At 34.4% G+C, this 20,842-nt stretch carries 23 protein-coding genes and 1 pseudogene; all 24 read left to right on the forward strand.

Annotation, left to right across the window (positions count from 1 at the left end):
- The first annotated feature begins 280 nt into the window (after positions 1-280).
- Positions 281-2,410: a type IA DNA topoisomerase gene (gene topB / locus ABE34_RS13525; RefSeq protein WP_197143076.1), complete on the forward strand. Its 2,130-nt coding sequence runs from the start codon at positions 281-283 to the stop codon at positions 2,408-2,410.
- 259 nt (positions 2,411-2,669) lie between these two features.
- Positions 2,670-2,822, forward strand: coding sequence for a hypothetical protein (locus tag ABE34_RS25125; RefSeq protein ID WP_241747107.1), 153 nt, complete (start codon positions 2,670-2,672; stop codon positions 2,820-2,822).
- Between the two features lie 529 nt (positions 2,823-3,351).
- Positions 3,352-3,795: a MarR family winged helix-turn-helix transcriptional regulator gene (locus ABE34_RS13535; protein WP_197143077.1), complete on the forward strand. Its 444-nt coding sequence runs from the start codon at positions 3,352-3,354 to the stop codon at positions 3,793-3,795.
- 71 nt (positions 3,796-3,866) lie between these two features.
- A complete protein-coding gene (locus tag ABE34_RS13540; protein WP_197143078.1) occupies positions 3,867-5,630 on the forward strand; it encodes an ABC transporter ATP-binding protein in 1,764 nt (587 codons plus the stop codon).
- Positions 5,623-7,449: an ABC transporter ATP-binding protein gene (locus ABE34_RS13545; protein ID WP_197143079.1), complete on the forward strand. Its 1,827-nt coding sequence runs from the start codon at positions 5,623-5,625 to the stop codon at positions 7,447-7,449. The genes ABE34_RS13540 and ABE34_RS13545 overlap by 8 nt, the downstream gene beginning before the upstream one ends.
- Positions 7,450-7,776: 327 nt before the next feature.
- Positions 7,777-7,926 carry a hypothetical protein gene (locus ABE34_RS25130; protein ID WP_241747108.1) on the forward strand — a complete coding sequence of 50 codons (150 nt, stop codon included), beginning with the start codon at positions 7,777-7,779 and terminating at the stop codon, positions 7,924-7,926.
- Complete coding sequence (locus tag ABE34_RS13550) at positions 7,904-8,164, forward strand: DUF5071 domain-containing protein (protein ID WP_241747109.1); 261 nt, start codon at positions 7,904-7,906, stop codon at positions 8,162-8,164. Before ABE34_RS25130 ends, ABE34_RS13550 begins: the two co-directional genes overlap by 23 nt.
- 735 nt (positions 8,165-8,899) lie before the next feature.
- On the forward strand, positions 8,900-9,373 hold the full coding sequence (locus ABE34_RS13555; RefSeq protein ID WP_197143080.1) for a GNAT family N-acetyltransferase: 474 nt from the start codon (positions 8,900-8,902) through the stop codon (positions 9,371-9,373).
- 372 nt (positions 9,374-9,745) lie between these two features.
- The gene (locus ABE34_RS13560) at positions 9,746-10,135 is read left to right on the forward strand and encodes a GntR family transcriptional regulator (RefSeq protein ID WP_197143081.1); all 390 of its coding nucleotides are present in this window, start codon (positions 9,746-9,748) and stop codon (positions 10,133-10,135) included.
- Complete coding sequence (locus tag ABE34_RS13565) at positions 10,132-10,821, forward strand: ABC transporter ATP-binding protein (protein ID WP_197143082.1); 690 nt, start codon at positions 10,132-10,134, stop codon at positions 10,819-10,821. The genes ABE34_RS13560 and ABE34_RS13565 overlap by 4 nt, the downstream gene beginning before the upstream one ends.
- Positions 10,818-11,645 carry a hypothetical protein gene (locus tag ABE34_RS13570; RefSeq protein WP_197143083.1) on the forward strand — a complete coding sequence of 276 codons (828 nt, stop codon included), beginning with the start codon at positions 10,818-10,820 and terminating at the stop codon, positions 11,643-11,645. Before ABE34_RS13565 ends, ABE34_RS13570 begins: the two co-directional genes overlap by 4 nt.
- 12 nt (positions 11,646-11,657) lie before the next feature.
- The gene (locus ABE34_RS13575) at positions 11,658-12,830 is read left to right on the forward strand and encodes a hypothetical protein (protein ID WP_197143084.1); all 1,173 of its coding nucleotides are present in this window, start codon (positions 11,658-11,660) and stop codon (positions 12,828-12,830) included.
- A gap of 329 nt (positions 12,831-13,159) precedes the next feature.
- Positions 13,160-13,660: a sigma-70 family RNA polymerase sigma factor gene (locus ABE34_RS13580; protein ID WP_197143085.1), complete on the forward strand. Its 501-nt coding sequence runs from the start codon at positions 13,160-13,162 to the stop codon at positions 13,658-13,660.
- Complete coding sequence (locus tag ABE34_RS13585; RefSeq protein ID WP_197143086.1) at positions 13,657-14,916, forward strand: DUF4179 domain-containing protein; 1,260 nt, start codon at positions 13,657-13,659, stop codon at positions 14,914-14,916. Before ABE34_RS13580 ends, ABE34_RS13585 begins: the two co-directional genes overlap by 4 nt.
- 224 nt (positions 14,917-15,140) lie before the next feature.
- Positions 15,141-15,710 carry a hypothetical protein gene (locus ABE34_RS13590; RefSeq protein ID WP_197143087.1) on the forward strand — a complete coding sequence of 190 codons (570 nt, stop codon included), beginning with the start codon at positions 15,141-15,143 and terminating at the stop codon, positions 15,708-15,710.
- Between the two features lie 367 nt (positions 15,711-16,077).
- Positions 16,078-16,434, forward strand: a complete 357-nt coding sequence (locus ABE34_RS13595) for a hypothetical protein (RefSeq protein WP_197143116.1) — start codon at positions 16,078-16,080, stop codon at positions 16,432-16,434.
- Between the two features lie 308 nt (positions 16,435-16,742).
- Entirely contained in the window at positions 16,743-17,159 is a 417-nt protein-coding gene (gene yiaA / locus ABE34_RS13600; RefSeq protein ID WP_430982167.1) for an inner membrane protein YiaA, read from the forward strand.
- A 154-nt stretch (positions 17,160-17,313) separates the two neighbouring features.
- Positions 17,314-18,192 carry a hypothetical protein gene (locus tag ABE34_RS13605; RefSeq protein WP_197143089.1) on the forward strand — a complete coding sequence of 293 codons (879 nt, stop codon included), beginning with the start codon at positions 17,314-17,316 and terminating at the stop codon, positions 18,190-18,192.
- Positions 18,193-18,468: 276 nt separating this feature from the next.
- Positions 18,469-19,062, forward strand: a complete 594-nt coding sequence (locus tag ABE34_RS13610) for a TetR/AcrR family transcriptional regulator (protein WP_197143090.1) — start codon at positions 18,469-18,471, stop codon at positions 19,060-19,062.
- 36 nt (positions 19,063-19,098) lie between these two features.
- Complete coding sequence (locus tag ABE34_RS13615) at positions 19,099-19,329, forward strand: hypothetical protein (RefSeq protein ID WP_197143091.1); 231 nt, start codon at positions 19,099-19,101, stop codon at positions 19,327-19,329.
- 19 nt (positions 19,330-19,348) lie between these two features.
- Positions 19,349-19,597 (forward strand): hypothetical protein, encoded by a 249-nt coding sequence (locus tag ABE34_RS13620; RefSeq protein WP_197143092.1) that lies wholly within the window; start codon positions 19,349-19,351, stop codon positions 19,595-19,597.
- A 50-nt stretch (positions 19,598-19,647) separates the two neighbouring features.
- Positions 19,648-19,794: pseudogene (locus ABE34_RS25135) on the forward strand (short-chain dehydrogenase); the annotation flags it as partial.
- Between the two features lie 250 nt (positions 19,795-20,044).
- The gene (locus ABE34_RS13630; protein ID WP_197143093.1) at positions 20,045-20,587 is read left to right on the forward strand and encodes an RNA polymerase sigma factor; all 543 of its coding nucleotides are present in this window, start codon (positions 20,045-20,047) and stop codon (positions 20,585-20,587) included.
- Positions 20,577-20,831: an anti-sigma factor family protein gene (locus tag ABE34_RS25140; RefSeq protein ID WP_241747110.1), complete on the forward strand. Its 255-nt coding sequence runs from the start codon at positions 20,577-20,579 to the stop codon at positions 20,829-20,831. The genes ABE34_RS13630 and ABE34_RS25140 overlap by 11 nt, the downstream gene beginning before the upstream one ends.
- The last annotated feature ends 11 nt before the right edge of the window (positions 20,832-20,842 follow it).

The raw sequence follows: 20,842 nt of genomic DNA on the forward strand, positions 1-20,842 counted from the left end.
CTCGTACGAAAATCGCTATGTTCCAATAGGTACATAGCGATTTTTTGTGCATTTTTCAATACAATCAAAGAATTGTCCCCTGATGAATGGGATGATAATAAGCTTTATCGAATGACACGTATTACACTCCTGGTACAAAGATTTTAGTAAGTGATATTTTAGAATGTTTAAAGTAAGATAGTAGTAAGGTATTTTACACTAAACTCAACTAATCTGATTAGTTGGGTTTTATGTTTATATATAAAGCTACTAAAATATTTAAAAGAAGATGTGATGATTAATGGGGAAAATCGCCATTTTGGCAGAGAAACCATCTCAAGCAAGAGCTTATGCAGACGCATTTAAAATTAAACAAAAAGAGAAAGTATTTATTGAATTGGAACCTTGTTCTACTTTTCCTGAAGGTGCAGTAATTACCTGGGCAGTTGGTCATCTTGTTGAATTAAAGGAACCAAAAGAATATCAAAAGGAATGGGAGAAATGGTCGCTTGGATCATTACCGATCATTCCTCAAAAATTTGAAGATAAAGTTGTCTCTAAAATGTATACACAATTTAATGCAGTAAAAAAAATCTTTAGTGATCCACAAATAACAATGATTTATAACTGCTGCGATAGTGAACGTGAGGGTTCAAACATCTTCTACTCACTTTTAAAAATGACGAAAGTAAATAAGCCTGTTAAACGATTATGGATCAATTCATTAGAGGTTGAGGAAATTCGAAAAGGTTTTAATAATATGCAAAGTAATGAGCGTGATCTGCTCATGTACCAAGAAGCAAAAACACGTCAAATTAGCGATTGGTTAGTGGGCATGAACTGTAGTCGCCTATATACGCTACTATTACAAAAAAAAGGCTTTAAGGGTAGTATCTCTATCGGTCGTGTGCAATCGCCAACCGTCTATTTAATTTATAAAAGGCAACAGGAAATCGAATATTTCAAGCCTGAAAAATTTTATGAAATTGAAGGGGTTTTTAAAGCACAAAATGGTGTATATAAAGGGAAGGCAAAGTTAAAAACAAAAGAGCGTGCAGAGGCTGTGCAATTATTGCAACAACATGGGGTTGAACCGGTGGATACGGGTCTAATTACGAGTGTAACGAACAAAACGAAGCGTGTTGCACCACCCAAACTACATGCGTTATCAACATTACAGGCCGCCGCTAATAGACGTTGGAAATACAGTCCGTCGCATGTGTTGAAACTTACGCAATCACTTTATGAGAAAAAGCTCGTTTCTTACCCACGTACCGATTCACAGCTCATTACACATAATGAGTTTGCTTATTTAAATGAATCCTTGGCAAAATATCAGCAGCTCGTGGGAAAGACATTTAATTCGCTAAATCGTGGGAATAACAAACGCTATGTCGATAGTGCCAACGTAGGGGAGCACTATGCTATTATTCCAACGAAAAAAGTGCCAACAGAAAAAGCGTTACAATCCATGAATGCTGATGAACGAAATATTTATTTCGAAATAGTCAATACGACACTCGCTATGTTTCACCAAGATTATGAATATGATGAAAAAACGATTTTAACGAATGTCAAAAATATAGAGTTTAAAACGGTAGGGAAAACAGAACTTGTAAAAGGTTGGAAAGAATTGTTTTCAAATGAAAAAGAGTTAAAGGAGCGTGAGGAGTCATTACCTGTCGTTTTCCAAGATGAGATGGTACAAAGTAAGATTTCTATTTTAGAAGGCACGACAACACCTCCCAAGCCTTATACAGAAGGTCAACTCATTACGATGATGAAAACATGCGGTAAATCAGTTGAGGATGAAGAGGAAATCGAGATGCTGAAATCGATTGAAGGTATTGGCACAGAAGCAACTCGGAGTGGCATTATAGAGACGATTAAAAAGCATGGATTTATTGAAGTACGAAAAAACATAGTGAGCATTACGCCTAAAGGAGAGCTTTTATGTCGGTCAATTGAAGGGACCTTACTTTCAAGTCCATCTATGACTGCAAAATGGGAAATTTACTTAAATAAAATTGGTCGTGGAGAAGGCTCTGCAAAACATTTTATTGAAAGCATAGGCAAGTTTGTTAATCAATTAATCGCCGAGGTACCTAAACAGTTAGAGTCACTTACAATTGACGCAGAGCAGTTTAAACCAACCGCTGTGAAAGATATTGTGATGTGTCCGACATGTAAAGTAGGAAAAATAGGTTTGCGTAAAAGCTTTTACGGTTGCTCGAATTATAAAAATGGTTGTAAACAAACGTTCCCAGGAAGGCTATTAGGAAAAAAACTAACTGAAAAGAACATTAATGATTTATGTAAGGTTGGTAAAACAGCTGTGGTTAAAGGGTTTAAATCAAAAAATGGTAAACAATTTAATGCGTCACTCCGTTTTGTAGAAGGAAAGATTGAATTTAAGTTTAATGAAAAGTAAAAGCGGATACTTTTAGCTGGAAAAAAGGATTAAAAATTAAGTATAGTTTTTTGAAGGTTATCTCAACCTAAAGGACTTCCATAATGAAAGTTGGATAGCATGTGTACAAAAAATGTGCTATCCTATTTTTATATGAAATGGAAATGATAGTCATATTTTCAAAGGGAGAACTACGTAATGTCATATTTTTATTCGATAGAAGATAAAACGGGCAGTTAGAGGTGCTAAGTTACTAAAAAATAATAAAAGGAGTAATGTGATGACTAGTATTAGAGTAATTGGAAGCTTATGTGTCACGGATGGTGATGGGAATATTATTAACCATCCAGATTGGGAAAACATCAACCCTATTTTTCTTCCTGTAATAAACGATGTTGTTCAGACGTACGTATTCTACTCATCTTCAAGATGACATACATAGTGTATACATAAGGGGATTCGTTCTAGGTATTGAAGGTGTAGCTGACTTAGACACAAAAGCGATTACTAAGCAAAGCCTAATAAACCGCAGATAAAGCGGTAAAAGAAGTAGAACAAGAATTAACTCAAAAACATACTTGTGTAGATGGTATTGAACTAAGTGTTCACTGCATAGAAGATATTTTAAATACGTCATCATTTTCTATCATTAGTTTCATACTCCAAACCCATGGCATGTGTGGAAATTGGATGGTTAGTGAAGCTGATAAATGGCTACACTGCTTTGACCATAATGGAGAATTAAATATGAAAATAAAATAACTTCCGAAATCAAATTTTCGTGAGCTTCTACAAATGGAATTAGTTTTTTGCAAACTGAATACGAAGATAAATCTCAAGATGACTCATCGATACCTAAGGAACCTAATTATCTTTATTAACAAGATGTTCGACTAAAAATACTAATAAATTAGTTTTTTAATTGCGATAGTTAAGTGTTGATCTATTGGGGGGGAATAGGATTGAGCAAAAGGAGATCAGTTGGATTAGAATTGCGTACATTGTCGCTTTTAATGAGAAGACAATTGGATCAAATTACAAGTGCTACGTTAACGAAAAAAGATAACCTTACTGCCATGCATGGTTGGACGATTAGCTACCTTTGCAAAAAGCAAGATAAAGATGTGTTTCAAAAGGATTTTGAAAGAGCATTTTCTATTCGTAAATCAACAGCATCTAGAATACTAAAGTCTATGGAAAGTAAGGGATTGATTACAAGGCAATCTGTTTCCTACGATTCAAGGCTCAAAAAAATTGTCTTAACAGAAGGGGCGCTAAAGATACATGAAGATATTAAGAGTCGTAGAGAAATCTTTGAACAAAAATTACTATCAGGTATCCCGGAAGAGAAACTTGACGTTTTTTTTGAAGTGATGGATGCCATGAAAGAGAATATACGATCTTGAAGAAGATGCTATTTTGAAGTTTTTATTACTATATAGTTAGCGTGCTAACTAAAATGAGGGGGATTGCGAATATGTTGAAAATATTTAAATACTTAAAACCTAAAGAATGGGCGCTCGTTGTTGCTAGTATTGTGTTCATTGTAGGCCAAGTTTATTTGGATTTGAAGTTGCCGGATTATATGGCTAAAATTACGACTATTGTACAAACAGAGGGCAGTAAAACGAGCGAGATATGGACAGCTGGAGGGAAGATGCTGTTATGTGCCCTTGGCAGTATGATATTGGCAGTTATTGTTGGTTATTTTGCAGCAATGGTAGCAACATCTTTGTCAAAGGAATTACGAAAAGGTGTATTTGATAAAACTCTCTCTTTCTCTATGGAAGAGATTAATGGTTTTTCAATCGCAAGTCTAATTACTCGTTCTACTAATGATATAACGCAAATACAGCAAACTGTAGCGATAGGTCTTCAAGTTATGATAAAAGCGCCAATCCTTGCAGTATGGGCTATTTTAAAGATTACCGGGAAAAGCTGGGAGTGGTCAGTGGCAACAGGAGTAGCTGTAGTTTTTTTACTTATTTTAATTGGCAACATGATCATCTTTGTGCTACCGAAATTTAAAGTCGTTCAAAAAATGACAGATCATCTGAACCGAGTAACAAGAGAAGGTTTAACGGGTATTCGTGTTGTTCATGCTTATAACGCGCAGGCATATCAGGAAGAAAAATTTGAAAAAGTAAATAAAGATTTAACGGATACAAATCTTTTCGTGAACCGACTTATGGCCCTTATGCAGCCGGGGATGGGGCTGATTATGTCAGGATTAACTCTTTCTATCTACTGGATTGGTGCATATTTAATTAATAATGCAGGGGGGATGAATCGAATTGGCTTATTCAGTGATATGGTCGTATTTACATCCTATGCAATGCAAGTAGTTATGGCATTTATGATGTTATCAATGACGTTCATTTTGCTGCCGAGAGCAGCAGTATCTGCAGCGCGTATTAATGAAGTGCTAAATACACCTCAAACACTTATGGATGGAAAATTGCAAACGTCACCTAAGGGAATAGAAGGTGAAATCGAACTGCGTAATGTTAGCTTTAAATATCCTAATGCAGAGGACTATGTTTTAGAAAATATTAGCTTTACAGCACATAAAGGCGAAACTGTCGCTTTCATTGGTTCTACGGGTAGTGGTAAAAGTACGCTTATTAATTTACTCCCTAGATTTTACGATGCGACTGAAGGTGAAGTATTAGTTGACGGCATTAATGTGAAAGAATATGCACAAGAAGCTCTACATAATAAGATTGGTTACGTTTCTCAAAAAGTCGTACTATTTTCAGGTACAGTAAAATCTAATGTTGTCTACGGTGGTAACGGCCAGACCCCGTCAACAGATGAGCAAATCAAAAAAGCGGTGGAAATTGCTCAAGGGAAAGAATTTGTAGAGAACATGGATGACCAATATGATGCGGCTATCGCTCAAGGTGGTGCAAATCTATCAGGAGGTCAGAAACAACGTCTTTCTATTGCACGAGCAGTGAATCGTAATCCAGAAATCTTTATTTTTGATGATTCATTTTCCGCTCTAGATTATAAAACAGATCGTCAACTTCGTTCTACCTTGAAAACTGAAACAAAAGGCATAACTACTTTGATTGTGGCACAGCGAATTGGAACGATTAAAAATGCTGATAAAATCATTGTTCTTGATGAAGGTAAAATCGTTGGTATGGGGGAACATAGTGAATTATTGAAAACTTGTAAGACTTATCAGGAAATCGCTTATTCTCAGCTATCGAAGGAGGAGTTGGAAAATGCCTAACACACAAAATAAGCCCCAAAAAGATCCCATTGATCCAGGTAATATGATGGTTCCAGGGGAAAAGCCAATAAATTTTAAAAAGCCTTGGGGAAAGTTGATTGCCTATTGTAAACCTTATTTACCAGCGACGATCTTTGCACTTGTATTGGCAACTGTAGGAACAATTTTCACGATCATTGGACCTAATATGCTTAGTGACATCACCGATTTGATAACGGATGGTATTACTGGTGAGATTGATATTACGGCTATTGGAAAAATAGGTTTGTTCCTTGCTATTTTGTATGGATTGAGTTTTATTTTCAATTATTTGCAGGCGTTTATTATGGCTACGATTACGCAGCGAGTTTCTAAAAAGTTACGGACAGATATATCGAACAAAATTGATAGATTACCGTTGAAATATTTTGATTCTACAACCTATGGAGATGTCTTAAGTCGTGTCACGAATGATGTGGATATGATTGGACAGTCTCTAAATCAAAGTATTGGTTCGTTAGTAACGGCCGTCGTTATGTTCTTTGGATCGTTGATTATGATGTTCTCTATTAATGTGACGATGACACTTTCGGCCCTTGCTGCAACTTTAGTAGGATTTGTATTAATGACCTTGATTATGTCCAGATCCCGAAAATACTTCATACGCCAGCAACAAGACCTTGGAAGAATAAACGGTCATATTGAAGAAATCTATTCAGGGCATGATGTTATGAAGGTGTATAACGGTGAAAAAGTAGCGAAGCAAGAATTTAATGAAATCAATGAAAGTCTTTTTAATAGCGCTTGGCGCGCACAGTTTATGTCCGGCATGATGATGCCTCTCATGATCTTTATTGGAAATTTAGGTTATGTTGTTGTTTGTGTCGTAGGGGCTGCACTTATAGTGAAAGGCTCCATTACATTTGGTGTGATCGTTTCATTTATGGTGTATATAAGCTTATTTACGCAGCCATTGTCACAGTTAGCACAGGCAGCTACAAGCTTGCAGGTAACTGCCGCAGCAAGTGAACGAGTATTTGAGTTTTTACAAGAGGAGGAACTCGAAGACGAAAGGGATAAGAAAGCCATTTTAGATGCCAAAGATGTTACAGGAAATGTGCAATTTAAAAACGTTAAGTTTGGATATACGAAAGAGAAACTGATTATTAAAGATTTCTCTGCTCAAATAAAAGCTGGTCAAAAAGTAGCCATAGTCGGACCTACTGGGGCTGGGAAAACGACGCTTGTTAATCTTCTTATGCGTTTCTATGAAGTAGATAGCGGGGAAATCATGATTGGAGACGTACCGACTAAGTCGATTTCTCGTAAAAATGTTCACGATTTATTTTGTATGGTGCTACAAGATACTTGGCTCTTTGAAGGTACCGTTAAAGAAAATATCGTTTATAACAAAGAGAATGTAACCGATGAAGAAGTAATTACAGCTTGTAAGGCAGTAGGTCTGCACCACTTTATTAGAACTTTGCCAAAAGGTTATGACACGATTCTAAATGATAAAACTAGTTTATCTGTTGGGCAAAAACAGCTTATTACCATTGCAAGGGCCATGGTTAAAAAAGCACCGTTGCTTATTTTAGATGAAGCTACTAGTTCCGTTGACACGCGTACTGAAGCACTTATCCAAGAAGCGATGGATAAATTGATGGTGGGAAGAACATCATTTGTCATTGCACATCGACTTTCAACTATTAAAAACGCCGATTTAATTTTAGTGATGAAAGACGGAGATATTATTGAAAGTGGAAATCATGAAGAGCTGATCGCGGAAAAAGGATTCTATGCGGATCTATATAATAGTCAGTTTGAAGATGCATCATAAAATTGAATGCTATCTATTCGTTTTTGCTGCTAGACAGTGTGTAGTTTAATAAAAATTGTTTGCTAATAATCACCTCGTTTCCTAGAGGTGATTTTTTATTTTTGACCCCTTGAAGCGATAAAAGCTAAAAGTTTGGTGATAAATTAAAGTTAGGCGATAAATTTAAAAATTGTTCCGATAAATTGATTTTGAGCTTTATACATTCCGAGATGAATATACTGTGCAACAATCCCTTCTTCTTGAACAAATAGGGCAATTTAATTTAATAAAGCCTGATATAATAAATAGATTGCCATATTTAAAAATCTAAGGGAGGGATGCATGCATGTGGAAAAATTTATAGATTTTTCACCAAGACATAAATATGATAATGATAGAGTAGAAATAATTAAGAAAATGGATAGAGATCAAATATTGCCTTTATTGCCTAACCTCCTTGAATTTGATTCAAGATATGAATTGGCCAGTAGCACCTAGCGTATTAGAATTACTTTTAACTTTTCAAGAAGAGGTTGTCCCACATGTGCAAGATGTTTTATCTTCAGATGACGAAAACTGGAAGTGGTTTATTTTAAACTTTTTGGTTATTGAATTGCCAGTAGAGTCAAGAGTTCAGTTTAGAGAGTATTTAACAAGTGTGGTTGAAACACCTACACCTAATGAATTCGCAGAAGAACTTGATGAAATCGCAAGAGCAATTTTAGAAACAATCTAACTAACGGGGTGTTCGTATTATATAGTTCAGCAATAACTTTCTGGTTAAACATTATATATATCTGCGGACTTTTAGCTGTAGAGGCTGGTACATTCATTTACTTGACCATAGTATACACAGCAAGTTATAAACGAAAAAAATGAGGCAAGCTTTTTGATATTTTTTAGTATATGCTTTTTATTTGTGGGGTTATAGTGGCGATACTATTCAGGAGTATATATCCATTCATTGAAATACTTATCTATGCAAGTGTTGCATTACTATTTGATTTTTTTCAATTAATTCTCGGATTTTTAGGAGATAATTGGGTATATCATCTTGCTATTCCTTGTATATTAACATTAATAGCAGGTTATATTGCATACAGACTAATTAAAAAAATAGATTGGCATTATTAATAAATCAATTCTATTTAACGCTGAATCAATAAATATAGTTGTAAATAAAGTGAAGCTTATTGGGTTTGTCAAAAAGCTTCATTTTATTTTTGCAACGAATGAGCGTTTCCAAATGTATACACATAAATTAATTTTATATGAATTTATGGAAATATTATTTATAAATTGGTAAATGGCCATTTCTCATATAATCGTGACTGGGGATATCAATTCTTCCTTTGTTGAATTTTATTATTAACGGTGCAGTTGCAGTTTAGTTTGCAGAAGGAATAATATAAAATTTGCTTTAATGTTACTATTAGTTTAAATAGATATTTACATAAATAGGGGGATTAAAATGGAAATTCGTTCAGTTAAAGGTTCAGACTACTATGTGATTTCACCTCTAATTAATGAGTGGTGGGGTGGCAGGAATATGTCTGCTATGTTACCAAAATTATTTTTCGACCATTTTACACAAACAAGTTTCATTGCAGAAAAGGATGGTAAACTTGTAGGTTTTCTAATAGGATTTCTTTCTCAAACTCATTCAAATGAGGCGTATATTCATTTTGTTGGGGTTCATCCTGAACACAGAAAGCATAATATTGGAAAGTATTTATACAATGAATTTTTTAATGTGGTAAAGCAAAATAATCGAAGTATTGTTCGTTGTGTAACGTCACCTGTCAATAAAGTTTCGATTGCCTATCATACCAAGATGGGTTTTGAAATTGAAGACGGAGATAGGATTGTTGATGGCCTACCCATAAATACTGACTATGACGGACCAAAGCAAGACAGAGTTTTATTTGTAAAAAAATTAGATTAGATTCTAGTTTCTTATTAAACAAACGCATGCTTTACTTCTATATGGAGTAGAGCTTTTTTCTACTTAAACTTTCGTGGCATATTAGTTTAACAACTGGTTGTCTTTATAAACATTGAGATATATTCCCATGGAAACGATTGACACGAGAAGTGTATTAAGCATATAATACATTACGAAAAGTGTATTGTGTGCTTAATACACTTTTACATTTGTTTGAGGGTGGTGTATTAAGCTGTTAATACATCAAGATCGATTAGCGGGGTAATGGCTAAATAGTATATCGGGTAGTTCTTTAAAAGTAGCCCACCATTATGCTTAAACTGTATTAAGTGCTTAATACACGAAAATATAATTTTCTAGGAGTTGAGTTAATTGACTGTAAAGTTTAATAATCGGGATCCAGTGTACGTCCAGGTTATCCGGCATTTTAAAGAACAAATCGCCAAGGGGTATTTTGAACCTGGCCAGGAGATTCCATCAAGAAGAGAGCTAGCCAACCAGCTGAAGATTAACCCAAATACTGCACAACGAGCTTATAAGGAAATGGGGGAACAAGGATTGATTTTTACAGAAGGGAATATGCCGAGCTGTATTACTAAAGATGAAGCGGTCCTTAAAAGTGTCCGTGAGGAATTAATTATCGAAGCGGTTGACTTATTTTTAGGTTCTATTAAATCCATCGATGTGTCGTTATCCGAAGTGTTGGAAATAGTTAAGAAAAAGCATGAAGCCGAAAGCGGAGAAGCGGAGGAATCGAAATGATCCAAGTAAAAAATGTCGAGAAAAAATACGGCAGGAAACGGGTATTAAAAGGTCTTTCTTTTACTGCTGAAAAAGGTGAAATTACTTGTTTAATCGGTATTAACGGAGTAGGGAAGACGACGATCATGAAAGCTATTATGGCGCTCACTCCGATTAATAGCGGTGAAATTTTGATCGATGGGGAAAAAATCCGAAAAGAAAGCTTTGAAAAAATTACCTTTATTCCAGATACGATTACGATGTTGCCGCAAATGAAAATTTGTGAAGCCTTTGCATTCATGGCCGATTTTTATAAAAACTGGGATACAAAAAGGGCAGAAGAGTTGCTGCAATTTTTTAAACTAGATCCTACTGAACGGATTGCCAATTTATCAAAGGGGAATATGGCTAAAGTCAATATGATATTAGGTCTGGCACTGAATGTGGATTACTTACTGATGGATGAACCATTCTCTGGTATTGATATTTTTTCTAGGGAGCAGATTGCCGAAGTGTTTACAAGCCATTTAATTGAAGATCGTGGTGTGATTATTACAACTCATGAAATTAGTGATATTGAACACTTGATTGATAGGGCAGTGCTTATTGATAACGGTGAAGTATTAAAAGAATTTAGCGTAGAGGAAGTGCGTGAAAAGGAAGGGAAATCAGTCGTTGATGTCATGAGAGAGGTGTATCGTGGATGAAAAACTATTTAAAACTTCTTAATTTCGAAGTAAATCGATTTTTCAAACTGTACCTAACTTTAATAGGATTGATCATAGTCAGTCAATTCATTGGGGCAGTTGTCGTGTCAAAAGGATATATGAATGACGTGGATCAAGTGATATATAAAAATCAACTATCAATGAGCCAATATACTGAAGATTACGGATTATTTTCTTTTGATCAGTTCGTTGGTTCTGAATGGTTTCTGCTGCCAATCTTTTTTAGCATAGCTGTATTGATGATTTATGTTTTCTTTATTTGGTATCGGGACTGGTTTGGAAAAAATACATTTATTTATAGATTATTAATGTTGCCAACTGAAAGAATTACTATCTATTTCTCAAAATTAACGACAATTATGCTTTTTGTACTTGGTTTAGTTGCCTTGCAAATGGTTTTAATCTCAATCGAAATGCAAATTGTTAATAGTATTATACCAACAGATTTACAATCGCATTTTTCAATTTATGATTTTGATAGTTTAGAAATGTTGGACTGGTTGTATCCGAATACCTTAACGGAATTTTTCCTGATTTATGGAGTCGGGCTAATCTTTGTAGCTGTTCTATTCACGGCTATTTTAATTGAACGAAGTTACGGTTTAAAAGGCATTTTTATCGCAATCGTTTATGGAATGCTTTCGTTCGGAGTATTTATTGCACCACTATTAGTAAATAGGTTAATAAATGGCTATTTTTACTCACTAGAAGTCTTCCTAATGGAACTGGTAATAAGCATCATTGTATTAGTCAGTGCCATTTGGATTGCAAATCATTTGCTAAAATATAAAATCAGGGTCTAAGGGGGAATGGCAATGAAAAAATATTGGAAAACGATATTGATTAGTTTAATCATCGTGACGACAATCGGTACTTACTATATTCAACAGGCAATGGCAAAGAATATATCTTTTAAAATTGAATCTACTAGCGGGAATAAGGGAGAAATCGACAACCTTATCATTCATGCAAGTTATCAAAGTAGTGATATTTTTCGTAGGTTGGATATATCAAAGGATGGTTCGACTAATCAAAGCGGGTCTTTTATTGGAGAGTTGAAGGAACGATATTACCCTGGGATGTTTCAAAAATATATTCAAGAACACCGTAAGTTTATGCGTGGAAAAGAAGCAAATCCTGGACAGTATTTTGAAGATGAAGACCGTTTAATTTACACGATTTTTTCAAATAAAGAGGGTCGAGATTCTTTCACTCTGCAAATCGATATACTTGATAAACATACAAATGAAAGTTCTTCATTTGAAATCAATATGCCAGACCAAGTAAGATATGACTGGATCAATGAGAGTGATGTCTATGTAGAAAATGGAAAAATAAAAATATTAGCAACAAGCTATCTCAATAATGAGGAAGAGTTGCACTTATATACGGTTGATGAAAACAAAAAGGAATTAGAACAAGACTCAATTATTGCAAAAATGGAGTCAGAAGAGAAAAGCAGGGCCAGCATCTATATATTTAATGAATATAATAAAGTACAAAATGAAAATTATATCTTATATATGGTTGAAAAATACAAATTTCTAGAAGATGGTGAGCGTGAAATTATCTCTAGCCCAATGTATTTGTATAACTATCTGAATAATGAAGAGAAGGAATGGACAATTCCGAACGAATTAAAACCATATAAACACTCAATCATTCTTCAAGGAACATATATATTTATTCCTGTTCGTTCAACCAATGGTTTAGTACTGAACCGTTATAATATAGAGAAGAATCAGTGGGAAGAACCTTTCAGCTTTAAATATCCTAGCATTGCTAATGCTAAAGAAAAACCTTCTATACAGATTACAGATGGTAAGTTATATTTACTCGATCGTGTTTCGGATGGTCATTTGTTCCTTATCGGCGATTTACGTACAGGTGAATCATTATATGAAGGTAACATCATCATTGAAAATAAAGACAAACTAGATGCAGATTACTCACTTTATATCGAGCAAATATATAACAACATTCATTAAATTGAAGACAATACATTTTAATAAATTTGAGTAAGCAGCTTTGGCAGGTATGAATTTTAAGATTCATATCTGCCGTTTTTTGTTCCATGGGTGGATATTTATGGAATACAATGAAGTATGTAGCTAATGAAATTAGTCACAGGGGCAAGTTAAAGGTAACTTTTCTTATTGAGCTAACTGAGTAGGACGGAATTAAAAACAAATGTCTTCAAAGGGAACATCTTTGACGCAAAGATTAATCGTAAATTCATAGAAGGTTTCAAATGATTTTAAAATTTTTGAACGAAATGAAGCATCACTCCGTCTAATGGAGGAAGGAGGCGAAAAGGATGGAATGTGAAATCGTGCAGCGTGCTATTCGTGGTGATCATCAAGCGATACTTTCACTTATTGAAATGGATGAAGAAATTTTATATCGCATGGCTTTTACATATTTGAAAAATGAGCAAGACGCTTTAGACGTGATGCAGGACCTAGTTTATAAGGCACTGAAAAAAATGCATACCGTTAAACAGCACGAATATGCCAGAACATGGCTCGTACGCGTCTTAATCAATTGTTGTAAAGACCATTTGCGAAAACGCAAACCAACCGTTGCCATTAAGGAGCATCACCAAGTTGAATGGGTGATCTACTCTGATATGGAGCGGTTATTGGAACATTTATCTTTGTCGGAGCAGCAACTCGTCTATATGAAATATTTTCAGCAACTAAAAAACAAAGAAATTGCTGAGCTAAATCAAATTCCGGAGGGTACTGTAAAGTCTAAGCTTCATTACATACTAAAGAAGCTTAGAAACTTCGCTGGAGAAAAGGAGGACTGGCTATGAGCAAACTACCGATTGACGTTCCAAAGGAGAAACTTCAACAAGTACGGATGGATATGTTTCGTAAAGTTCAACGAGAAAAAAGAGCAAAGAAGCGCATTGTTTCGGGTGCAATAGCCTTTTTGTTTTGCTTAAGCTTTTTATTTTCAATTCGTGTTTCTCCTACGATTGCTAGCCATGTTGCAAAAATACCTGGCTTTCAAGTAATTGTATCTGCGGTTGTAAGAGATAAAGGCATAAAAGATATTGTGGACAATGACTACTATGAAGAAATCAATGCGACGCAATCAAAAAAAGGCCTATCGCTTACATTGCAAGGCGTAATTGCAGACAATTCGGGATTCGTACTTTATTATGACGCCGATGCCTCATTTGATATGTCGGAATTACACTTGGAGGGAGTTCAATTGTTCCAAGGGGACGAAGAAATTAAAGGCGGTTCATTTACGGGCCATCAATCAAATCAAACACATATCTCTTCTTCGGTAGATTATAGTTTTCCAGAGCCTCTCGCTTATACTTCAAAGGAATTTAAAGCGGTTTTTCATTTTTATGAAAAAGATAAGGGGAACATTGACATTTCAATACCGTTTTCACTACAAAATGAAATCGCGCAGGAGAAAACTATTACTGTGAATCGTACTGTCAATGTCGATGGTCAGAAGTTTACGATTACAAAAATTCGCCGTTCTCCATTAAGAATGGCAATCGATATTGAATTAGATGAAGCGAATACGATGCAAATTTTAGCGCTTGAAAATATTGCGGTAGAGACGGAAAATGGGGAGCGAAGAGAAGAAAGCGTTAAAAATGGCATTTCCATAGGCAGAAATAGTCGTGACGGCAAACTCACGCTAAATTTACAAAGTAACTATTTCCATGATTCAGATTCACTCAAACTATTAATTGGAGCTATTCATGCCGTTCCAATGGGCAAGGACTTTATCGAAGTTGATTTTGGCACAAAAGAAGTACTCATGAAGCCCGATTATTTGGATTGGGATATTTCTGTAACGCAGCAAGGTGTATCAGTTGCTGCAAAGAAATGGGATGATAGAAGTCGACATTCGTTTCTGAATAGTGCTGTAAAAGCAGATGGCACGCCGTTAAAATATACAGGTGGCTCGTTCTCGGATGATGCGCAGTATCTATATGCGACCGAGGACTTTGAAAATTATGACGGCAAGGCAAAAATTTATATAAACTATTACTTCAATCCTATCGGAAAAAATATTGAACTAAATATTCCATTGAAATAAAGTAAAGATGTTCAAAAAGGCTCTCCTTTTTGAACTCTTTTTAATGTTTCCATATTTGTGGTAATATCTCTTTGTTGGCTTCGGGGAAAGCAAAACCAAGCAAAAGGATATCGTGAGATAAAAGTAAAATCCATTCCAAACTTTTGGAGTGACTTTCCTTCGTTTTGAAACGTAAAGACAAACAAAGACGTCTAATTGGCTAAATTTAACTTCATGGAGGAAATATGAGATTAATACTACTGATAATAATAATGTCTATATCTCTAACGACAATTTTTCCAATACAAAGCCATGCTTTGAGTTGTGTTGAATTAGAGGGGCCAGCTATTGACCATTTTGATACTGCAATCGTTGGGACGGTTTTAGATGTGAAAAATGATAGTGTACAAAAAGGATTCACTGGTCAAAAAGAGACAAAAAAGTATGTCTTGATCGAAGTTGAAAAAAGTTGGAAAACAGAAGTGAATTCCCAATTAATTTTTGAAGCTGATTTTACATGGGCTTATAACTTTGAAAAGGGGAAGAAGTACATTATTTATTTGAACGAAGAAAAAGGGAACTATTTTAATAGTCCTTGTAGTCCAGTGGTTTTAGTAGAATCAAATAATGATTATGAACAATTATTTGGGGAAGGTCAAAAACCGAAAAAAGAGGTTAATTTAGGCTATAAAATGTGGTTTAAGCATGATAAGGATTTAGATTTTGAACTTGTGATTTTAATTATAGCCATTTCGTTAATCTTAATTTGGAAATGGAACTCAAAAAGAGTCAAATCTTCTAAGAAAGTAGATTAAACTTATTGAGCTAACGGGGGCGAATAGAATGTTGATCAAACAATATAAACATGGGAGTAAGACTGTTGATGATAAAGTAATTGTAAATAACTCTAGTTGTCTGCACGCAATTTTTCACTAGCAGTGTAGGATAGTGGAAGAAGGCAATTGTTTTAAACATAAAAAAGAGGTGGAAATTCGTGGATCAACTGCTTCAGCATTTACAAATAGTTGGCGTACATAATCTAAAAAGTGATACTGTAATTATTTTGGGAATTTTAGAAAGTAGACTTCATCTTGCTTCATGAAAGAAGGTAACTTGTATGTTGTAACGGGTATTTCTAGCATGACTGGAACACATATTCATATAAAAGGAGGAAACGACAAGTTGAAACTAATTTGTAAAGTATGTAATTTAGAAATTTCTGAGCCATTAACGGAATTAAAAGACCTGAATTTGATTAATGAAAACGATGGCCAAGATTATATTCCTAGAGGCTTCTATTTAATTCAAGAGGAAACAGCTTATGAAATATTAAAAGGATCTATCATTATAAACATCAACGATTTAATCAATTCAAACCACCATTCAGACAGCAGTAGATTAAATGGTTGTTGTGGTCTTGACGGCTGTGATGGAATGAACAGGGTTTGCTTACATGATCATGAAATCGGTACGGAATACTCTGATTGTTGGAGGTTTCATATGGTTGTATTAGATCCAGAGTTAGTACAACTTATTTAAGATTTACACTAACACCTTTTACAGGCCTAAGTACAAGCCGATATCGGATGTAGTTATGCCACGTCATAATTGAGCGCGAAAACCTAAAGTTTGTGTAGTTATCTTCTTCATACTAATGAGCATATACTTTAATAACGAAGATCGCTTTTACTTCTTCAATTTAGTGGCAGGTTCGTTATGGAGGTCTATGTACTGGATGCACTATAGTGCCTCTGGTGCTCCATTTTTTTAGACTAAAATATGGAGGCGGAAAATTGAATGATGATAATGAAGTTTTAGTAGATAAAGAAAAACGAGATGATTTAAAAATGAAAGAAGAACGGAAAGAGGGAGAACCGACTCCGGCCTTCAAAGGGGCTTCGTGGGGAGCGCTATTAGTAGGCGTTGCGTCTTATCTAATAGGTTTGTTTAACGCAACTATGCAGTTGAATGAAAAAGGATTTTACTTTGCAGTTTTAGTATTCGGACTTTATTCTGCAATATCTTTACAAAAAGCAGTTAGAGATAAAGATGAGGGCGTACCAGTTACTGCTATTTATTATGGTATTAGTTGGTTCGCACTTATTGTATCTATTTCATTAATGGCCATCGGTTTATATAATGCAGGAAGTGTTGTTTTAAGCGAAAAAGGATTTTTTGGGATGGCATTTGTTCTTAGTTTATTTGCCGCTATAACGGTTCAAAAGAATATAAGAGATACACAGAGGGCAAGAGAAAAAGCATGAGTTATGTACCACAATGATGCTAGAAGGGGTTTAATAGCGACTTACAAGATCAAGCTGCCAAAGTCCAAGGCAGCTTTTTTTTGATGCAGGATTGTTGAAATAAATAGCGAATTTATAAAGTTAGTTAACTAAATCGTCTAAAGAGGATTGAGAAATGGAAAAAATAAATGAAATCATGGATTTGCTAATTAATAAAGGTTTGATCATAGATGATCATCTAGAATTAAAGAGGTTAAAAAGTGGTACAACTGAAGGCATATTATATACGATCCTGCGCAAAAATATGCCAATCTTTGTGATAAAAATTGACCATCCTATGATCATATCTGCCACTGAGGAATTCCTGCTTACATATAAAAAAGTGGAATTGTTGCCTGATGTTCTTTACACAGATCATAATAAAGAATTTATAGTGTACTCTTATATACCCGGAGAAACGCACTATAATCGAGGATCGAAATTAGAATGGATGAACATTTTAACGCAAGAGTTATTCCATCATTATGTAAAGGTGGACAAGGACATTCCTTGGGGAAGAGTAAACGGGGTTCAAAGAAGCTCCTGGTCAGACTTTAATCAGAGTAGTTTTGAGTCTTCCAAAATGAATATAGGTAAACTCATAGCAAGTGAGGATCATAAAAGAGTAGAATTGTTGGTAAATACATTAGAAACTTACCACCATCAAGATGGAAAGTATTACCTTCACGGAGATACTGGTGTTCATAATTTTGTATATGCTTGTAATCAATTAAAAGGTGTTATTGACCCATCACCTTTAATCGGTCCTAAAATTTACGATTTCACCTATGCGTTTTGTTCTTCACCAGATAACCTAGATGTACATACACTTTTTTTATCGTTTTCCTTGTGGAACGGAAATGCATCCTTTTCGAAGGAACAACTTTTGAATGAAGTTGTTTTTCAATTATATACACGTATTGGCGTGTGTATTAAAGTTCATCCTCACGATCTTAATGGTTACATGGAAGCTTGGGAGAAATGGAGGAAGTATCTTCCTTCGAACAAAAAGTGATAAATGGGGAGAAATATGAAAACAGGTTTTTTGAAATGAAAGAAAAGCCAACGTTTTGAAGGAACATTATTCAAAACGTTGGCTTTTTATATCCAGTGAAATCAAAAGCTTAGAGTAATTTTTCACTTAAATAACTAAACTTAAACATATGCAATGATAACGATGTAAAATAATTTGTTATTTAATGACTTGTTAAAATTTGGTGGTAATGCTATCATACGAATATAATATATGAATATTCGTATATTATATTCATAAAAGTAGGGGGGGTCACCTATGGCAAGAGGAAAAAAAGTTTTTTCAGAAGAAGATAAAATTCTAATTAAAAGTAAATTGAAAGATGCATGTATGGCTTTTTGGATTTCTCCGGGTTATAAAGAAACAAGCATTGGCGCATTGTGTAAGAAAGCAGAAATATCTACAGGTACTTTTTATAATTTATATTCAAGTAAGGAAGAACTTTTTTTTGAAGTTCTGTATGACATTCAAAATACAATTTATGAAAACTTCATTGAACGAATTGAACAATGCCCTGAAAAGTCCGGCTTTGAAACAGCTATAATCCAGCTTTACTATGAATACGAAAGCAAGCCATTTCTATATGACGTGAAAACGACTGATTTCACATCGTTTTATAGTAAACTTTCAGAAGAAATGAAAGAAAAACTAATGTTTGATAGTAGTGAACTATTTCGTACAGCCATCAAACGAGCGAATCTTAAATTGAAAGTTCCTGAACATTTAGCCTTTTCTACCTTCACCGTTCTTCTTTCAAGCATTGCAAGTAAAGAAGGAATTTCAAAGAACTGTGATCATTTAGCCGCATTTCAATTTATGACGAAGCAATTGGTAACAAGCGTCTTTGAGTAGAGGCTCTCTTGCACTATAAAATAGGAGGAGATATTAATGAGTTTATTTTGGAGTATTATAGACTTTCTAAAAGAAACAGCACCTTTCTTTATCGGGATGAATATCATTCTAGCAACCTTCCTACTAATCTTAGGGTTAGTTTTAATGTCCAAAAAGAATAGAGAACAGAAGGCGAAAAAGATTGCAGGAATGGTGTGCTTATCAGTTTCAATGTTGGCTTTTTTGGGTGCAATGTCCAATGCATTCTTTTCTTTTTTCGTATTCTAAAAAGTAGGAGGATTAAAAGATGTTAGACAAACTACAAAATATCATGGATGCGGCTTGTAAATGGGGAAATAAAAATCTAGGAACTTCTATTCAATTTCCTAAACCAACGAGAAAATCCATAGTATCTAGTGCTTTTTCAAGTGGAATTATTGGTAGTGTCATAACAATCTATGGACTTTTATTTAAGAATATATGGATTTTGTTATTTGGTGGGCTTAGCATAATAAGTAGTGTTTTCATATATCGGCAAAGTGAAAAAAAGGATTAGATAAGTAACATGAACTTTTTATATGGCTAAACGTTGAGAGGAATCTGTTAGGGGCTGAAAAAGCAATAAAGTTGTATGAAGGGACACGTATTCCTGTACAAGATATTGTAGCCATTGTCCAATGTGTGATTAATTTATCACCAGTTTCTTGTGTGAAGGAAATAAATATTCCTGCTATAACAGATATGAATGTATAATTCAGTATAAAAAACGGCTCACATGTTGAACGATTTTTGTTCAATATGTGAGCCGTTTTTTAATGGTGCTTATTTCATTCATTATAATTGAAAATCCCATTTAAGCCGGAATTATAAAAAATAAAGCTGAAGTTTAAAGCGTAATTTTTTTAGCGGCCCATGCACTTCAGAGCGGGCTTGTTGTTTTGTTTATTGAATAACAAATATCTATATTCAAAATCGGCGAAAAAATAGTAGGGAGGTGAAACATATGGAGATGGATGAAGTAATCACACGAGTAATGAATGGTGAAAGTCATCATTATGAACATATTGTAAAACATTATGAGCAGAAAGTTTTTACCACTGTTATAAGAATAGTAAAAAATCGTGCCGCAGCTGAAGATATCGTACAAGATAGTTTTATAAAAGTATTTTATAGCTTACATAAGTATAAAAAAATCGGCTCATTTAATGCATGGCTATACCGAATTATAGTCAATAATTGTTTCGATTATTTACGGATTCAAAAGTTACAAACAATACGAATCGACAGTGATCTTACGGATAATCATTTTCCTGAAAAAGTATTGTTGTTACACGAAAGAAATGAGCAGTTAGAAAAGCTTCTTCAACAGTTGGATGAAACAGAGTACATGGTATTGTTACTGAAATATGTAAATGAGCTAAGCTACGATGAAATAAGCGAAGTGCTTCAAATTTCTTTAAATGATGTTCGTAATAAGTTACACCGAAGTAAAAGAAAACTTAGGACAATCACAATGACAAAAGGAGGTTATTTTTATGAAATGTGATTCGAATTTGTTGGAAGATTATGTAGAAGGTTTTTTAGATGAGGTTGAACAAAAAAGAATGGAAGCTCATTTGCAATGCTGTGAAAATTGTCAACGTAATTATGAGCAATTAGTAAATGAACAAAAAATATTATTGGCACAGCTCAATAAGCCAATGATGACACATAGCCAAGATGATGCTATTATGCAACGTATTCAAACTAATACAAAGCTTAAAAAATCTTGGTATACTTTAAAAATTTAGTGCAGCCGTTA

This window comes from Lysinibacillus sphaericus, assembly GCF_015844675.1.
In the GTDB taxonomy this organism is placed as follows: domain Bacteria; phylum Bacillota; class Bacilli; order Bacillales_A; family Planococcaceae; genus Lysinibacillus; species Lysinibacillus sphaericus_E.

Coding starts and splice junctions, on each gene's coding strand:
- topB (WP_197143076.1), top strand. CDS start 281: ATGGGGAAAATCGCCATTTTGGCAGAGAAACCATCTCAAGCAAGAGCT.
- ABE34_RS25125 (WP_241747107.1), top strand. CDS start 2,670: ATGACTAGTATTAGAGTAATTGGAAGCTTATGTGTCACGGATGGTGAT.
- ABE34_RS13540 (WP_197143078.1), top strand. CDS start 3,867: ATGTTGAAAATATTTAAATACTTAAAACCTAAAGAATGGGCGCTCGTT.
- ABE34_RS13545 (WP_197143079.1), top strand. CDS start 5,623: ATGCCTAACACACAAAATAAGCCCCAAAAAGATCCCATTGATCCAGGT.
- ABE34_RS13550 (WP_241747109.1), top strand. CDS start 7,904: ATGAATTGGCCAGTAGCACCTAGCGTATTAGAATTACTTTTAACTTTT.
- ABE34_RS13555 (WP_197143080.1), top strand. CDS start 8,900: ATGGAAATTCGTTCAGTTAAAGGTTCAGACTACTATGTGATTTCACCT.
- ABE34_RS13565 (WP_197143082.1), top strand. CDS start 10,132: ATGATCCAAGTAAAAAATGTCGAGAAAAAATACGGCAGGAAACGGGTA.
- ABE34_RS13570 (WP_197143083.1), top strand. CDS start 10,818: ATGAAAAACTATTTAAAACTTCTTAATTTCGAAGTAAATCGATTTTTC.
- ABE34_RS13575 (WP_197143084.1), top strand. CDS start 11,658: ATGAAAAAATATTGGAAAACGATATTGATTAGTTTAATCATCGTGACG.
- ABE34_RS13580 (WP_197143085.1), top strand. CDS start 13,160: ATGGAATGTGAAATCGTGCAGCGTGCTATTCGTGGTGATCATCAAGCG.
- ABE34_RS13585 (WP_197143086.1), top strand. CDS start 13,657: ATGAGCAAACTACCGATTGACGTTCCAAAGGAGAAACTTCAACAAGTA.
- ABE34_RS13590 (WP_197143087.1), top strand. CDS start 15,141: ATGAGATTAATACTACTGATAATAATAATGTCTATATCTCTAACGACA.
- yiaA (WP_430982167.1), top strand. CDS start 16,743: ATGAAAGAAGAACGGAAAGAGGGAGAACCGACTCCGGCCTTCAAAGGG.
- ABE34_RS13605 (WP_197143089.1), top strand. CDS start 17,314: ATGGAAAAAATAAATGAAATCATGGATTTGCTAATTAATAAAGGTTTG.
- ABE34_RS13610 (WP_197143090.1), top strand. CDS start 18,469: ATGGCAAGAGGAAAAAAAGTTTTTTCAGAAGAAGATAAAATTCTAATT.
- ABE34_RS13615 (WP_197143091.1), top strand. CDS start 19,099: ATGAGTTTATTTTGGAGTATTATAGACTTTCTAAAAGAAACAGCACCT.
- ABE34_RS13620 (WP_197143092.1), top strand. CDS start 19,349: ATGTTAGACAAACTACAAAATATCATGGATGCGGCTTGTAAATGGGGA.
- ABE34_RS13630 (WP_197143093.1), top strand. CDS start 20,045: ATGGAGATGGATGAAGTAATCACACGAGTAATGAATGGTGAAAGTCAT.
- ABE34_RS25140 (WP_241747110.1), top strand. CDS start 20,577: ATGAAATGTGATTCGAATTTGTTGGAAGATTATGTAGAAGGTTTTTTA.